This window comes from Pseudomonas sp. M47T1 (genome assembly GCF_000263855.1).
In the GTDB taxonomy this organism is placed as follows: domain Bacteria; phylum Pseudomonadota; class Gammaproteobacteria; order Pseudomonadales; family Pseudomonadaceae; genus Aquipseudomonas.
Map to the genome: position 1 here is coordinate 65,102 of NZ_AJWX01000018.1, position 15,781 is coordinate 80,882.

At 60.1% G+C, this 15,781-nt stretch carries 11 protein-coding genes, 1 other RNA gene and 3 pseudogenes; 6 read left to right on the plus strand and 9 right to left on the minus strand.

Going from position 1 to position 15,781, the window contains the following annotated elements; translation table 11 throughout:
* Nucleotides 1-97 precede the first annotated feature (97 nt).
* The 5 genes and pseudogenes from zipA (at nucleotide 98) to PMM47T1_RS18695 (ending at nucleotide 6,914) form a co-directional block, all read left to right on the plus strand.
* A complete protein-coding gene (gene zipA, locus PMM47T1_RS18680) occupies nucleotides 98-988 on the plus strand; it encodes a cell division protein ZipA (RefSeq protein WP_008371725.1) in 891 nt (296 codons plus the stop codon).
* A gap of 172 nt (nucleotides 989-1,160) precedes the next feature.
* Nucleotides 1,161-2,946 (plus strand): annotated as a pseudogene (ligA, locus tag PMM47T1_RS18685) (NAD-dependent DNA ligase LigA); the annotation flags it as partial.
* An 11-nt stretch (nucleotides 2,947-2,957) separates the two neighbouring features.
* Nucleotides 2,958-3,521 (plus strand): annotated as a pseudogene (locus PMM47T1_RS30945) (BRCT domain-containing protein); the annotation flags it as partial.
* Between the two features lie 129 nt (nucleotides 3,522-3,650).
* Nucleotides 3,651-5,714 carry a maltose alpha-D-glucosyltransferase gene (gene treS, locus PMM47T1_RS18690; RefSeq protein ID WP_008371729.1) on the plus strand — a complete coding sequence of 688 codons (2,064 nt, stop codon included), beginning with the start codon at nucleotides 3,651-3,653 and terminating at the stop codon, nucleotides 5,712-5,714.
* Between the two features lie 36 nt (nucleotides 5,715-5,750).
* Nucleotides 5,751-6,914 carry a zinc-binding metallopeptidase family protein gene (locus PMM47T1_RS18695; RefSeq protein ID WP_008371731.1) on the plus strand — a complete coding sequence of 388 codons (1,164 nt, stop codon included), beginning with the start codon at nucleotides 5,751-5,753 and terminating at the stop codon, nucleotides 6,912-6,914.
* 376 nt (nucleotides 6,915-7,290) lie between these two features.
* Here PMM47T1_RS18695 and PMM47T1_RS18700 read toward each other — a convergent pair whose 3' ends face one another.
* On the minus strand, nucleotides 7,291-7,737 hold the full coding sequence (locus tag PMM47T1_RS18700) for an Hsp20 family protein (RefSeq protein ID WP_008371733.1): 447 nt from the start codon (nucleotides 7,735-7,737) through the stop codon (nucleotides 7,291-7,293).
* A 265-nt stretch (nucleotides 7,738-8,002) separates the two neighbouring features.
* Entirely contained in the window at nucleotides 8,003-8,305 is a 303-nt protein-coding gene (locus PMM47T1_RS18705) for a hypothetical protein (RefSeq protein WP_157213047.1), read from the minus strand.
* 389 nt (nucleotides 8,306-8,694) lie between these two features.
* Here PMM47T1_RS18705 and ffs point away from each other — a divergent pair.
* Nucleotides 8,695-8,791: signal recognition particle sRNA small type (gene ffs / locus PMM47T1_RS29175), an RNA gene on the plus strand.
* A 447-nt stretch (nucleotides 8,792-9,238) separates the two neighbouring features.
* On the opposite strand, the gene PMM47T1_RS28725 is transcribed toward ffs, so the two are convergent.
* From PMM47T1_RS28725 to PMM47T1_RS18740, 7 genes and pseudogenes are all read right to left on the minus strand, one after another.
* Complete coding sequence (locus PMM47T1_RS28725) at nucleotides 9,239-9,667, minus strand: hypothetical protein (protein ID WP_008371737.1); 429 nt, start codon at nucleotides 9,665-9,667, stop codon at nucleotides 9,239-9,241.
* Between the two features lie 101 nt (nucleotides 9,668-9,768).
* Entirely contained in the window at nucleotides 9,769-10,146 is a 378-nt protein-coding gene (locus PMM47T1_RS18715; protein WP_008371739.1) for a type II toxin-antitoxin system VapC family toxin, read from the minus strand.
* On the minus strand, nucleotides 10,143-10,406 hold the full coding sequence (locus PMM47T1_RS18720; RefSeq protein ID WP_008371742.1) for a type II toxin-antitoxin system Phd/YefM family antitoxin: 264 nt from the start codon (nucleotides 10,404-10,406) through the stop codon (nucleotides 10,143-10,145). The genes PMM47T1_RS18715 and PMM47T1_RS18720 overlap by 4 nt, the downstream gene beginning before the upstream one ends.
* A 465-nt stretch (nucleotides 10,407-10,871) precedes the next feature.
* The gene (gene istB, locus PMM47T1_RS18725) at nucleotides 10,872-11,675 is read right to left on the minus strand and encodes an IS21-like element ISPsy20 family helper ATPase IstB (RefSeq protein ID WP_008371743.1); all 804 of its coding nucleotides are present in this window, start codon (nucleotides 11,673-11,675) and stop codon (nucleotides 10,872-10,874) included.
* The gene (istA, locus tag PMM47T1_RS18730) at nucleotides 11,668-13,167 is read right to left on the minus strand and encodes an IS21 family transposase (RefSeq protein WP_157213049.1); all 1,500 of its coding nucleotides are present in this window, start codon (nucleotides 13,165-13,167) and stop codon (nucleotides 11,668-11,670) included. Before istA ends, istB begins: the two co-directional genes overlap by 8 nt.
* A 93-nt stretch (nucleotides 13,168-13,260) precedes the next feature.
* Nucleotides 13,261-13,590, minus strand: a pseudogene (locus tag PMM47T1_RS18735) (transposase); the annotation flags it as partial.
* 196 nt (nucleotides 13,591-13,786) lie between these two features.
* Nucleotides 13,787-15,748, minus strand: a complete 1,962-nt coding sequence (locus tag PMM47T1_RS18740; protein WP_008371750.1) for a hypothetical protein — start codon at nucleotides 15,746-15,748, stop codon at nucleotides 13,787-13,789.
* Nucleotides 15,749-15,781: the final 33 nt, after the last annotated feature.

The following is a 15,781-nucleotide window of genomic DNA, read 5'->3' on the forward strand; positions in this document are numbered from 1 at the left end:
GGGGAAAACGCCTGTCAGAACATAGAGTTGGCGCCACGTTTTAAAGAGGGTTCAAGCCCTTTATTTTTCAGCATTTTTCATAGAGGCACAGGATTAAATGGAAATCGGTCTGCGCGAGTGGCTGATCGTCATCGGCGTTATTGTGATCGCCGGTATTCTCTTCGATGGCTGGCGCCGCATGCGCGGCGGCAAGGGCAAATTGAAATTCAGGCTCGACCGCAGTTTCTCCAACCTGCCGGACGAAGAGCACAGCGCTGAAGTGCTGGGCCCGTCGCGGGTGCTGGAAGACCAGAAGGAGCCGTCGCTGGACGAGCATGACCTGCCGTCCATGAGCGCCCCTGCGCGCGAGCCGGTGGCCAAGCGCAACAAGAAACAGGAACGCGAACGTGAGCGCGAGCGTGCCGTGGCCGAATCCACCCAGGGCGACCTGGCGCTGGAGCCTGAGCAGCCAAGCCTGTTCAGCGCTCGCGACCGCGATGAGGATTTCCCGGACGACAAGGCCCCTGCCTTCACTGCGGCCGGTACCGCGCCGGCCGAGGTGCGTGACGTGCCGCAAGCCGAAGAGGTGCTGGTGATCAGCGTGATTTCCCGTTCCGAAGGCGGCTTCAAGGGCCCGGCCCTGTTGCAGAACATCCTGGAAAGCGGCCTGCGCTTCGGTGAGATGGACATTTTCCATCGCCACGAAAGCATGGCCGGCAACGGCGAAGTGCTGTTCTCCATGGCCAACGCCGTGAAGCCGGGCATCTTCGACCTGGACGACATCGACCACTTCAGCACCCGCGCCGTGAGCTTCTTCCTCGGCCTGCCAGGCCCGCGCCACCCCAAGCAGGCTTTCGACGTCATGGTCGCCGCCGCCCGCAAGCTGGCCCACGAACTGGATGGCGAATTGAAGGATGACCAGCGCAGCGTGCTGACCGCCCAGACCATCGAACACTACCGCCAGCGTATTGTCGAATTTGAACGTCGGGCGTTGACGCAGAAGCGTTGAAATCGGTGGTGCGCCGTTCGCGGGCAGAGCCCGCTCCCACAAAGGCACCAGTATGCATGCTGTTGATTTTGTGGGAGCGGGCTCTGCCCGCGAAGCAGCCACCCCAAAACCATCGCCGAACACCTGAAGAGCAGCCCCGGCTGCTCTTTTGCTTTATACGAGAACACAGCACATGACCGCCGCCAACACCCGGATCCTCGAACTGCGCGCCGAACTGGACCTGCACAACTACCGCTACCACGTGCTCGACGAGCCGAGCATTCCGGATGCCGAATATGACCGCCTGTTCCGTGAGCTCAAGGCCCTGGAAGCCGAGCACCCTGAGCTGGTGACAGCCGACTCGCCCACCCAGCGTGTGGGCAATGCCGCGCTGACCGCGTTCAGCCAGGTGCGCCACGAGGTGCCCATGCTCAGCCTGGGCAACGCCTTTGAAGAAACCGACATGCGCGAGTTCGACCGCCGTGTCACCGAGGGTCTGGACCTGCCGGTGGGTGACTTGTTTGGCGGCGGCGCGGCCGTGGAGTACAGCTGCGAACCCAAGCTCGACGGCCTGGCCGTGAGCCTGCTGTATCAGGATGGCCTGCTGGTGCGCGGTGCTACCCGTGGCGACGGCACCACCGGTGAAGACATCAGCGTCAATGTGCGCACCATCCGCAACGTGCCGCTCAAGCTGCAGGGCGAAGGCTGGCCGGCCACCCTTGAGGTGCGCGGCGAAGTGTTCATGTCCAAGGCCGGTTTCGAGCGCCTCAACGAGGCGCAGATGCAGGTGGGCGGCAAGACCTTTGCCAACCCGCGCAACGCCGCGGCCGGCAGCCTGCGCCAGCTGGACTCGAAAATTACCGCCAGCCGCCCGCTGGAATTCTGCTGCTACGGCCTGGGCCAGGTTTCGGAAAACATCGCCGACACCCACATCGGCAACCTGGAAAGGCTCAAGACCTGGGGCATGCCCATCAGCCGTGAGCTGAAGCTGGCCAAAGGCATCGACGAATGCCTGGACTACTACCGCGACATCGGCGAGCGCCGCAATGCGCTCACCTACGAAATCGACGGCGTGGTGTTCAAGGTCAACAGCCTGGCCAGCCAACGCGAGCTGGGCTTCCGCGCCCGCGAACCGCGTTGGGCCATCGCGCACAAATTCCCGGCCATGGAAGAGCTGACCGAGCTGTTGGATGTTGAATTCCAGGTGGGCCGTACCGGCGCCGTCACCCCGGTGGCGCGCCTGAAGCCGGTGAAGGTGGCCGGCGTCATGGTGGCGAATGCTACGCTGCACAATATGGGCGAGATTGCGCGCCTTGGCGTAAAAATCGGCGACACGGTAGTGATTCGTCGTGCAGGCGATGTTATTCCCCAAGTGATGCAGGTAGTGGAAGAGAGGCGGCCGGACGGGGCTAAATCCATCGAGATTCCCACTGCTTGTCCTGTATGTGGCTCTCCCGTTGAGCCGACGAAACTGGTAAAGCGTACGAAGCAGCAGGTCATCATCACGGATGGCTCTGTTTACCGCTGTACCGGTCGCCTTGCCTGCGGCGCTCAACTGAAACAAGCCATTACTCATTTCGTCTCGCGTCGGGCAATGGATATCGACGGTTTAGGTGAGAAAATCGTCGAGCAGTTGGTTGATCAGGGGTTGGTATCTTCCCCCGCAGACCTTTATCGCCTGAAAGAAGAACAACTGTCCGAGCTTGAGGGGTTCGCGGAACTGTCGAGCAAAAACCTCATTGCTTCCATTGCAGCCAGTAAGCGGCCTCCCATGGCGCGTTTTATCTTCGCGCTGGGCATTCCGGACGTAGGAGAGGAAACCGCCAAGGTGTTGGCGAGGTCGCTGGGAAACCTTGAAAGGATTGCCAGGGCTTTACCTGATGTGCTGGTCTACCTGCCTGACATCGGCCTTGAAGTCGCCTATGAAATTCACGATTTCTTTGAAGATGAGCACAACCAGTCTGTGATCAAGCGTTTGGCCAGTCCAGAGGGTGTGGATTTGGACCAGTCTGCAGAGGTGCATGCAGAGTTTTCTGGCGCGGTCTCCTTTAGTGATTTCATCTTCAGACTGAATATCTTCGCGCTAGGCAAGGTTGGGGCTGACAAGCTGGCTGCTCGTTTTGGCACGCTCGAAGGGTTGATCAATGCCGACTGGCTGGACATGAAGCAGACCCTTCCTGACAAGGCGGCGAATAACGTGAGGGAGTTCTTCAGTCAGTCTGAAAACGTCGAGCGATCACGCGCCGTTGAAAAGCAGCTCACAGAATTCGGCATGCACTGGGCCAGCGAAAAGAAAGTCATCGAAGGCCTGCCCCTGACCGGCCAGACCTGGGTGCTCACCGGCAGCCTGGAACGCATGAGCCGCGACGTGGGCAAGGAAAAGCTGGAAAACCTGGGCGCCAAGGTGGCCGGCTCGGTGTCGGCCAAGACCCACTGCGTGGTCGCCGGCCCCGGTGCTGGCTCCAAGCTGGCCAAGGCCAACGAGCTGAACATCAAGGTGCTGGACGAAGACGCCTTCGTCTCATTCCTTGAAGGTCACGGCATCAGCGTCTAGCTGGGCGGCAGGCCCGCGCGATTCTGTAGCAGCGGCGCAAGCCGCGTTACAGGCGACGCCGATTCCATAGGCCTGAACGATGGCCGCCCGGCGCACTCATAAGGAAATGCCAAAACGCCAGGGGGCCGCATGTCAAAGCCGGACAAGGACACCATTCAATGGCTCGTGGACCAGTCCATGCTCCACGCCGCCAAGCAACGCGCCATCACCTATGCCGGCCAGGCCAGGCTGTGGCAACGGCCGTTCGCCGAAGCCCGCCCGCGGGACGCCTCGGCCATCGCCTCGGTGTGGTTCACTGCCTACCCGGCTGCCATCATCACCCGTGACGGCGGCTCAGTGCTGCAAGCCCTGGGCGATGAAACCCTGTGGCACGCGCTGTCGGAAATCGGTATCCAGGGCATCCACAACGGCCCGTTGAAACTCTCCGGTGGCCTGCGCGGCCGCGAACGCACCCCCAGCGTCGACGGCAACTTCGACCGCATGAGCTTCGACATCGACCCGGCCCTGGGCACCGAAACCGAAATGCTCGGCCTGAGCCGCATCGCCGCCGCCCACAACGCCATCGTCATCGACGACGCCATCCCCTCGCACACCGGCAAGGGCGCCGACTTCCGCCTGGCCGAGCGCGCCCATGCCGACTACCCCGGCCTGTACCACATGGTCGAAATCAAGGAGGAAGACTGGCCGCTGCTGCCCGAGGTAGAGGAGGGGCGCGACGCGCGCAACCTGCCGCCGGAAACCGTCGACCTGCTCAAGGCCAAGCACTACATCGTCGGCCAGTTGCAGCGGGTGATCTTCTTCGAACCGGGCGTGAAGGAAACCGACTGGAGCGTCACCCCGGTGATCGTCGGTGTGGACGGCAAGGCGCGGCGCTGGGTGTACCTGCACTACTTCAAGGAAGGCCAGCCGTCGCTGAACTGGCTGGACCCCACCTTCGCCGCCCAGCAGATGATCATCGGCGACGCCCTGCACTCCATCGACGTGATGGGCGCGCGCATCCTGCGCCTGGACGCCAACGGCTTCCTTGGCGTGGAGCGTCGCGCCGAAGGCAACGCCTGGTCGGAGAGCCACCCGTTGTCGGTCAACGGCAACCAACTGCTGGCGGGCACCATCCGCAAGGCCGGCGGCTTCAGTTTCCAGGAACTGAACCTGACCATCGACGACATTGCCGCCATGTCCAAGGGTGGCGCCGACCTGTCCTACGACTTCATCACCCGCCCGGCCTACCAGCACGCGCTGCTGACCGGTAACACCGAATTCCTGCGCCTGATGCTGCGCCAGGTCCACCACTTCGGCATCGATCCGGCGTCGCTGATTCACGCCCTGCAGAATCATGACGAGCTGACCCTGGAACTGGTGCATTTCTGGACCCTGCACGCCCACGACACCTACCTGTACCAGGGCCAGACCTTCCCGGGCAACATTCTGCGCGAGCACATCCGCGAGGAGATGTACGAGCGCCTGGCCGGCGAGCATGCGCCCTATAACCTGAAGTTCGTGACCAACGGCGTGTCGTGCACCACCGCCAGTATCATCACCGCCGCCTTGGGCATTCGCGACCTGGGCACCATTACTGAAGAGGATGTGCGCACCATCCAGCACATCCACCTGTTGCTGGTCATGTATAACGCCATGCAACCCGGCGTGTTCGCGCTGTCGGGCTGGGACCTGGTGGGTGCCTTGCCGTTGCCCGCCGAGCAGGTGGCGCATCTGATGCAGGATGGCGACACCCGCTGGATACACCGTGGCGCCTACGACCTGGTGGACCTGGACCCGCAGGCCGAATTTTCCGCCGGCGGCATGCCGCGCCCTAAAACCCTATACGGCAGCCTGAGCAGCCAGTTGTTGCAGCCAGACTCGTTCGCCACGCAGCTGAAAAAGATTCTGGCCGTGCGCCGCGCCTACGATATTGCTGCCAGCCGCCAGATTCTCATCCCGGACGTGCAACACCCAGGGCTGCTGGTGCTGGTGCATGAACTGCCAGCGGGGAAGGGCACGCAGATCACCGCGCTCAACTTCAGCGCCGACAGCCTGGTGGAAACCCTGCACCTGCCGGGCATAGCGCCGGGGCCGGTGGTGGACATCATCAATGAACGGGTGGAAGGCGACCTCACTGAAACGGGCGACTTCACCATCACCCTCGACCCGTACGAAGGCCTGGCGTTGCGAGTGGTCAGCAGTACACCGCTTTAACGTCTACGCTGCCCCCGTCATCCCTGGAGTACGTGCATGTATCGCCTTTTCGAGCAGTTGAGCACCCGCATTGCCGCACCTTTCAAGGGGCAGGAGAGCCGTCACAGCAAGGTATGGCAATGTCAGTGCGGGCAGTCCGTGTTCTTTCGCAACAGCCAGTGCCTGGCCTGCTCGGCGGCGCTGGGCTTCTGGCCGCCGCTGAACCTGTTGTCGTCGCTGCAGGCCGGGCCCCAGGAGGGCACCTGGCAACTGGACGCCGACGTTGACGCCGGCCAGTTCCGCCGCTGCGCCAACCTCGACACCCCGGCCGCCTGCAACTGGCTGGTGCCGGCTGGCAGCCCAGACACCTTCTGCGTTTCCTGTGCGCTGAACCGCACCATCCCCGACCTCTCCGTGCCGGAAAACCCCGAGCGCTGGCGCAAGGTAGAGACCGCCAAGCGGCGCATGGTCTCGCAACTGATCAATCTGGGCTTGCCGGTGGTACCCAAGGTAGTGGGCGACGACACGGGCCTGGCCTTCGACTTCATCGGCATCGACCTTGAAGGCAACGCCCCCATGACCGGCCACGCCAATGGCCTGATCACCCTGGACATCAAGGAAGCCGACGACGCCCATCGGGAAAAAGTACGGGTAATGATGCGCGAACCCTACCGCACCTTGCTCGGCCACTTCCGCCACGAAGTGGGGCATTACTACTGGGATCGCCTGGTGGCCGACAGCCACTGGCTGGGTGAATTCCGCCACCTGTTTGGCGACGAAACCCAAAGCTACGCCGACGCCCTCCAGCGCCACTACGACCAAGGCGCACCGCTGGACTGGCAGCAGCGCTACGTCAGCGCCTACGCCACCATGCACCCGTGGGAAGACTGGGCCGAAACCTGGGCCCACTACCTGCACATGATGGACGCCGTGGACACCGCCCTGGGCTTCGGCATGAGTGCCCGCGATATGGACCTGGATTATCAGCCCTTCCCCTTGGACACCCTCTACGACCCGCAGCACAGCAGCGGTCCGGCGTTCCTGGCGTTCGTCAACAACTGGATCGAACTGGCGGGCATGCTCAATGAACTGTCCCACAGCATGGGGCAGCCTGATTTCTATCCGTTCGTGCTGCCGCAGGCCGTGATCGCCAAACTGCACTTCATCCACCTGGTCATCCAGGGGGCCGGGGGCAGGGCGGATGAAGTGCTGCAGGTGTAGCCGTAACGGTCTTTGTGGGCGCTGCAAGAAGAGCCTGTAGCCGCTGTCTTCATGTGGGAGCTGGCAGGAAGAGCCTGTAGCCGCTGTCTTCATGTGGGAGCTGGCAAGAAGAGCCTGTAGCCGCTGTCTTCATGTGGGAGCTGGCAGGAAGAGCCTGTGGCCGCTGTCTTCATGTGGGAGCTGGCAGGAAGAGCCTGTGGCCGCTGTCTTCATGTGGGAGCGGGCTCTGCCCGCGAAGAGGACGCCGTGGTGGTTCAGATACTTCGCGGTGGGTGGTGTCAGGATAAATAGCGGTGCCTGTCGCAGCTGCCGAAGGCTGCGTCAGACGCGCAACAAAAAGGGCGCCACCAGGGCGCCCCTTCTCACGGCATCGTGCTTATTGCAGCGAGCCCTGCGCCAGCCCATTGATCGGGATACGCTTGGCCTTGGCCTCTTCCGGCACCACGCGCAGCAGGTCAATATTGAGCAGCCCGTTGGCCAGCCCGGCCGCCTTCACCTCAATATGGTCTGCCAGCCGGAACGACAGCTTGAACGCCCGTTGAGCGATGCCCTGGTGCAGATAGGTCACGGCTTCACCATGGCCCTCGCGCTTGCCGCCACTGACGGTGAGCACGCCTTTCTCCACCTGCAGCTCAAGGTCCGACTCCTGGAAACCGGCCGCGGCAACCACGATGCGGTATTGATCATCGCCATGTTTTTCGACGTTGTAGGGCGGGTAGCTGCTACCCGGTTCATTGCGCAACGCCGACTCGAACAGATCGTTGAAACGATCGAAACCCACGGAATGGCGGAACAGTGGGGCGAGGGAAAATGCAGCGGTCATGGTCAATCTCCTGAACAATCAGCAAGGTTTGATACGCGACCCGACTTCGGCATCGCGTACTAAACAGATAAGGATGGCTGACCGGATTTCAAGAAAACCCTCAAAAAAATTTTCAGTAGAGACAGCAGGCACGAGTGGAGCGGGCGCCAGCTCGGGAAGCCAACACCGCGCAACCCGCTGCCGCTAGGATGCGCTGGCCCCGGCCTACGCTGAAGATCCCCAGCCAGGCACAGGTCCGGTGCAGCCTGCGGCAGCGGTTACCCGATCACACCACCGTCAAATCAGGGCGCCCCGGCAACCGCCGCTGTGGCCCATCCCCATCCACCACGCGTCGCTCGATCGCCCCCATTACCCCGCAGCCATCTTCCAGCAACACCTGGGCGGCGCGGGCGAGATAGCGGTAATCACATTCATCGGCGCCTTCGAGGCTGGCCAAAACGTGACGGGCAAGGTTGAGACGTTGGTCGGCGAAATTGAAGATGTCGGAAAGCGGGGCGTTGGTGTCGAGATGGACGATGGGGGAAGGGCAAAGCGAAGTCGGTATCGGATCGAAGCGTTCGATGGTCATGATGATGTCCCTATTAGGTTTCAAGGCCACCACCTTCCACTTCCACATGTAGGGTGGCAGCTGCGTGAGGGGTGGAAGACCGGCATAGGAACGACCCGGCACGCCCGAGGGCGTCCCGCACGCAGCCACCATAACGCACGCGTGCGCACGCAAATGCGTGGCAGCAGGCAATCACAGCACTGTTCGTTCCAAAGCGGGCTTCCACACCCGTTCGCTGATTTTGCAGCGAAGCTCGGACTATAAGCGCTCCCTGCCATCCCCGCAATCCACCCCACCGACAAGTGCTTGAACCGCCTAAGAATTTTTTCCTGCAATCAAAGGTTGTATCTTCGCCCAAGACCGGTACAATGGCCCCGCTCGCTGCCAGGCGAGTGTTGTTATGGTGACCCCATCGGTCCCCCCGCAACGATTACCCGTTAACCTGGTCAGGCCCGGAAGGGAGCAGCCACAGCGGGAACATTGTGTGCCGGGGTGTGGCTGGTGGGGTTGCCTCCATTCTTCAAGTCCTTGGTTTTGCAGGGATTTGTCAGCAAGAAAATCGTGAAGTGGACCAGCTGCGTAGTACACCTGAGTGGTGCACTGGGCGATGATCCTACCCTGTTCATTCTGCCACGCCAATCGCGATTATCCCTTGAGCGGCCTAGCTGGCGCGCTGTGCGTTCTCTCAATGGCTTACAGGCCTATTGCCTACGTTCCCCCATGGTTTATCTGCCACCACATCCAGGATGCCATGAGCGTGCTTACCCATCCGAGCACCAGTGGAGCCAGATAGTCCGTGAACCATGGTGTGACGAACGCGCCTACTGCTATCGCATAACCCTTGGTCAGCCATGCACCAATAAAAGCTGGCGTGTAGTCATGGACTACCGCACTCTGCGGGTTGGGTAGATCAGAATGCTTCAGCGTAAACGTGTACCTAATGATGATCCGCGTCTAAGTTCGGTATTTTCTGCCTATCTGGTGCAATTCAGGCACCTCATCACCGTTGTGTTTACGCTGTTGCTCAAGCTCGTCATGACAGACCAAATACGTCCCATCCCCGCTGAGAACGTGGCTGCCTTCGCCAGCCTCGGCAACCTCGCTAACAATCTGCCTACGTAACCGTCGAGCGTTGGGTAACAGTGCGATGTGGATGAGCGCTTTGTCATACGGTTGCTGCGCATACATCACGTCTGCACACAGTTGAACCAGTACGGTGCCGGCCACGATCTGATCAACTTCACAGACCAGCAGTGTGGCGCGATGCATCGCCAACGCTGCTATCCCGCTCGCGGTTACCTGAATTGCATCGTCTTTGACCAGTTGTGCGTAGAGCTGGCTGATTGCGCAAGCGTCGGAGGGTAGGGCGATTCGAATCAGCATGCCAGGCTCGAGGTTGTCGATGAGAGCGCTGCAAGCTTATGTGGGGCGTATTACGAAATCATGAGCAGCGAAATCAAATTACGAAATCATGAGCAGCGAAATCAAACCGCATAGACACCGGCGCCGTACAAGTGCAGTTTGCTGTCGGCCGTAACCAGCTGGAACCCCTCAGTCAGGGCTTGAGCCAGCATCATTCGGTCGAAAGGGTCATGGTGGTGGGGTGGCAGTGTTGCCACTCTTATGGCGTGTTCGGCGCTGATGTCCAGAAGGGTATACCCGGCAGCCTCTGCCGACTTGCACAAATGCTCGGCGCTGATGCCCAGCCTGGTAGCGCCCTTGATCGAAGCTTCCCAGATTGCGGCGGTGCTGATGTACAGTTCGACGGCAGGATCCTGCAGCAGCTGTGCTGCTTTTTTCGGCAATGCGCTGCTGTCGAGCGCTGCCCATACCGCGATATGGGTGTCCAGGAGATAGTTCATGCATGCTCCTCGAAGAGCGCGGCTATATCGTCATCATCCGCGTTGAACTCCTCCAGTGTCGTTGCGCCCGTGCCGGTAGCGTACGCGCGGCCGAAGCCAATACGTGGCAAGGCCGGGCGCGCTTCCTCAAGACTTACCAGTTTGGCGATGGGTTTGCCGTTCTTGGCGATGATGATGACATCGCCCTGAGCGGCCTGTTCGGCGAGGCGCGAAAGGTGAGTCTTGGCCGCGTGAATATTGATCGTGGTGGTGAGGCTCATAGGCGAATTCTCCGCGAGTGCTTGGTGATTCAAAAGCGGTGATGGCTCCAACAGGGTTGGTTTAGCTGTTAGCTTAGTCCGCATTTGAACTAATCAACAGTGTTCGTCGTCGGGGAAGGCTGCCGATAAATGGCGAAAGCAGGACCATTCTCTAGGATCGGGGGTGTCAGAAATTTTGTGTTCGGGCATAACATGAGCAAGAGGTGCATGTATGCCAACTAAAAAGAAACCCGAATTACGAAAGCTACCGAAAATCCCGGCAGAGCTGCTTGAGCAGTTCGGCGAAGGGCTGATGACCGCCGACTGTTGGCGCTGATTGAAAACTGACCCACCCTGCCGATTGAAAATTGACCCAGGACGGATTGCTGATTTTTGCCCCAGCAATTGTGGATAAGCTTAGCAGCAGTGTTCCGATTGAAGACGCATCCAGCCCCACCGCATGCAGCAGGGCATTTATGGTGCGGATTAAAATGGCTCATCGTCCTCGACATCATCTCCGTCCCTGCGCTTTCGTTCCCGTGACTTGATCTTTGTCTGGGCGGCCAAGGTGCTGTGTTGTAGGCGGTAGGACTCGTTGCCCGTTTCGACGATGTGGCAGTGGTGTGTCAGCCGATCCAGCAACGCGGTGGTCATCTTGGCGTCGCCAAACACACTCGACCATTCCGAGAAGCTCAGGTTGGTGGTGATGACCACGCTGGTGTGTTCGTACAGTTTGGACAGCAGGTGAAATAACAGGGCGCCACCGCTTTGGCTGAAGGGCAAATATCCGAGTTCATCCAGTATCACCAGATCTGTGCGCAGCAGTGCCTGGGCGATTCGCCCTGCCTTGCCATCGTACTTCTCACGCTCCAGCAGATTCACCAGATCCACCGTGGAGAAGAAGCGCACGCGTTTGTTGTGGGCCGTAATTCCGGATACAGCCAAGGCACTGGCCAGGTGTGTTTTCCCGGTTCCAGGGCCGCCGATGAACACGACATTCTGCGCGGTTTCAGTGAACGCTAAGCTGGATAGATCGCTGACCAGCCGGGCATCAGCGCTGGAAGCGCTGAAGTCAAAGCCAGCTAAGTCACGGTGCATGGGGAGTTTTGCCATGTTCATCTGGTGATTCACCGAGCGCACCGCGCGATCCGCATGTTCCTGCTGAAGCAGATGTTCCAGCAGCCATTTCGATGAAGCCGTCGACGCTGTTCCTTGAGAGACCAATTCTTCCCAAGCACTGGCCATGCCGTGCAGGCGAAGTTCTTTGAGTTCAGTCATTAGGTCACGCATTGCGATTCTCCTCATCGGTCGCACGGAGCCGGTCGTAGCGTGCCGTATTGGCAACAGGCGCGACCTTGAGTTGCAGGCTGGTTTCTACACAGGGAGGTGGTGCGGTGGAGGTCAGGCGGGCAACGACATTGAGGATGTGATCGGCGCTCAGACTTCCCGATTCAAGTACCAGCTCCACCGCCACCAGCACTGGTTCGAGACCCGCAATTGGCACAGCAGCCAGTACCTGCATCATGATTCGATCACCGTTGGTGTGACGCCTCAGTCCTCGTTTGAGAAGCCGTAACGGTTTTGGCAGATCAGCAAATGGCGCGCCGTTGCGCAATGCACCAGGCTTGCGTTCGATGAGTGGGATGTAGTGCTGCCAGTCAAAACTGACCTGATCTCGATCAAAGAGGCGCTCGTGACTGGCGATCACCGTTTCGTCGGCAATGACCACGATCCGTGAAGGGTACAAACGGCTGCTGACCCACTGGCCGACTCGCTCACATGGCACTGAATAGCGATTTCGCGCCACGCTGATCAGACAGGTGCTGGAGACCCGCACGGTACGCTCGACGTAGCCATCAAATGCCGCCGGCATTGGCATCATTTCGACCTGCTCCAGCTCCAAGACCTCGGCCACCGTCAGCCCGTTGTACTGCGGATGCACCAGTTCGCTCCAGAGCGACCGGCAACGTTGGCCGAGCCAGACATTCAGTTCCTCGAAGGTATGGAACATGCAATTTTGAGCATCGAGCCAGATTCGCCTCCGGCTGTCCTGCACGTTCTTTTCGACGATGCCTTTCTCCCAGCCAGAGGCCACGTTGCAGAAGTCCGGATCGAACAGATAGTGCGCGCACATCACGGAAAACCGGGCGTTGACCGTGCGGCCTTTGCCTTTGTTAACCTTGTCGACAGCCGCTTTCATGTTGTCGTAGATGCCGCGACGCGGCACACCACCCAACGCTCCAAACGAACGGGTATGGGCATCAAACAGCATCTCGTGGCCTTGGCTGGGGTACGCAACCAACCAGAATGTGCGGCTGGCGCACAGCTTCATGTGGGAGACCTGGATACGTCGAAAAAGACCACCGATCAGCAGACCTTCTTCGCTCCAGTCAAATTGAAAGGCCTCACCGAGCGCAAACGTCAGCGGTACAAAAGCGCGTAAAGACTTGCCTTGCTCGCCTCGCCAAGAGCGCACAAACGCCGTGAGCTGGCTGTAACCGCCGTCATAACCCTTGGCCTTGATCTGCTCAAAAAGTGCTTTGGCGCTCCTGCGGTTGTGTTTTGGCCGGAACGAATCGGCCTTGAGCGCCTGCTCCAGGGTCTCGTGAAAAGGGCTGAGCTTATTGAAGGTTGCGCACCGTTGGTACGCTGGCTGAGTGGCTTCGGGCGCTCTGACCCATTTTCGGATGGTGTTTCTCGACAGCCCGGTACGCTTGGCTATCTGATGCAGCGAGAGCTTGTCGCGGAAGTACATCCGCCGGATTTTTCCCAACATTTCCATGCTGATCACCCTGTGTTCTCCTGCTCGAAAAGTGAGCAGAAGCAGTTGAACACCTGGGTCAGTTTTCAGTCGGCAGAAGAGCCTCTACTGGGTCAGTTTTCGGTCAGCGGCAACAATGGTGGTTTCGTCGGGAATGCGCTGCAGACTCAAACCCGAAAAATGGCGAAGAATCGTGGTCTCGTACAAAGCCTCTTCCATCGCCGGGTCGCTGTAGCCAAACCCGTTTTGCATCAAGTGAACCCGCAGCATCGACATCAACGGGCAGGACGGGCGACCGCCTTCGCCCTTTGGATAATGGGGCTCGATCAATGCATTCAGGCCAGCCCACGGAACCACCTGATCCATCTCGATCAGGAACAACTCCTTGCGGGTCTGCCTGCGTTTACCGGCGTACTCGGCGTCGGCGAAGCTCATTTGCTTCATCGGAAAAGCTCAGCGGTTGGCATCACGGTATTTTGCCAAATCAGCGAGGCTTTTTCAGGGTTTCCTTAGCTTAATCGTTGGCCAGCGTCCGCAATTGGCCGTTCTCTGTCGGTCGTAAGCCACCCTTTGAAATCCTTGATTCCCACACTTTTCAAAATCGGAACCTGCCCTAGCCTGGCGGCAGCGGCATACCTCATCAATACCCATGCATCTCCCTGAAATCCCGCGCCTTGTGATACTCAATCCACTCAACCAAATCATAAGGCAGATAAAGCTGCTGCCTGGCGCGGGATATCGCAATGTAGACCGCGCAGATCCGCCGGTCGAACTCATAGGCATCCTTGAACTTCTCGGTGGTGAGCAGTTCGGGCGTCAGTAGCACGCAATCGAATTCCATGCCGCCGGCGTCTTCGGCCATCATCAGCGTGCAGCTTTTGCCGGGTTGGCCCAGCAGGCGGCTCAAACGAGTCATGTCGGCGACCTTGAAACCTTTGTCCAGCGCTGCTTCCACCCACAGGAATGACTGGTCGAACCGATTGGCATCGCGTACCTGCTGCCAGTCGGACAGTTCGCTGAAGTGAGGGTGAATGCCTTCTGCGCTCTGCCCGGCATTGTAGTAGTTGGGTTTGAACAGGGCGATGGCGGTGGTCATGAAGTGCGTGAGCTGTTCAAAGCCTTTTTTGGCGATGAAGCTGAACCCGCAGTTGGCGTCGTGGAGTTGCATCACCCACTTCATGGTGTCCCACGGGGAGGCGGTCAGCACCACGCAGCCTTCAGGGGGCACGAAGCCTTGGGGGTAATGCTCGATGCCCACATCGGCATCGCGGGCGCCTTCGAAGTAGGCTTTGCTCTTCTCCGAGTGCAGGGAGATCAAGGGGTTGACCAGGCGCTCGACGTTGGGGCCTGAGCGCACTGAATAGTTGATGTCGTTCTGCCGGACCTCGCGCTTGCGCTTGACCACCAGGCCCTTGGCCTGTTGATACTCGTCCCCCAAGGTAACCAGCACCTGACGGCCGCGCTCGATGATCTGCAGCAGCGGGGCAGGGATGTCCTGGCTTTCGTCGATGAGGATGTGGGTGTAGCGGGCCGGCACCACGTGGCCGTCCAGGGCGGCGCGCTTGATCATCCACAGCACGTTGAATTCGAGCTGACTGCCCCAGGCCGGGTTTGTTTCCAGGTAGGTCCACACGCGGCTGGCGTATTCCAGCAGCACCCTGGCATCCACCGGGGCCAGGGCCTGCTTGAAATGCGGCAGGTGCTTGGCCGACAGGGTGTGGTCACGGGAATGGCAGTAACGCTCAAGCACGTTGAGGCACACGTCCAGCGCCGCCTGGGCGTCATGGTTGCGAAAGCCGAGGATGTTCAGTTCCTGGGCGATGGCCTGTTTGCTGGCCACCCTGGCCGTGCCGCGTGCAGGTTGATGTCCGGGGCCGTGCAGCAACAGCTGGGCAAAGGCCTCGAAGGTCGAGCCGGATTTTTTGTCCCGTTCGCTGCCCATGCGTGCGCGAAGGGTGGCCAGCTTTGCCGGGGTGCGAGCCAGCATCAATGTCTGCCCAGGCCGCAGGCATTCAATCAGTGCCCCCACCAGGTGGCTCTTGCCGATGCCGGCGTAGCCTTGCACGTGCAGGTGCTCATCCAGGTTGGCGCGGAAGGTTCGCAGCAGCTTGTCCTGGGCGGCACTTAGCCAATGCTCGCGGTGCCGGGGGGTAACGGTGTGCTGGCTGAACGGGTTGTTGCCCTTGTGGTGACGGATCCTGAAGCCGGTGTCCCATTTGCCGTTGGGCAGCAGGTAGTCGCCTGCGGCCACCTCATCGGCCAGCAGGAAACGAAGTTTCAGGCTTTTGATGGCGTTGAGCCCGAAATACACTTTCCGGGGGTCGAACAGCCGCTGAGCTTCTGACAGCAGCCCCGCAGGTGTGGCCTGCCGGGTATCGACGGCCCAGCCGATGAGCTTGGCCAATACCCGCTCGGCCGCGTCGGGGGTAAGGTCCTTTTCCGCTGCCTGCGCCAGGTTCTGGATAACCAGAATGGCCGCAAGCTCCGGGTCGGAGAGGGTGGCGAGCGCGGTTTTGCTGTCAGCGTTCAACAGGCTTTCACAGGTTTGAGCCGTGACCGGCAAGAACAGCGGGCTGGATAAATCAAAGTGTTCCGGGTGCATACAACCTCGCAGCCAGGGACCGACACGTTGCGG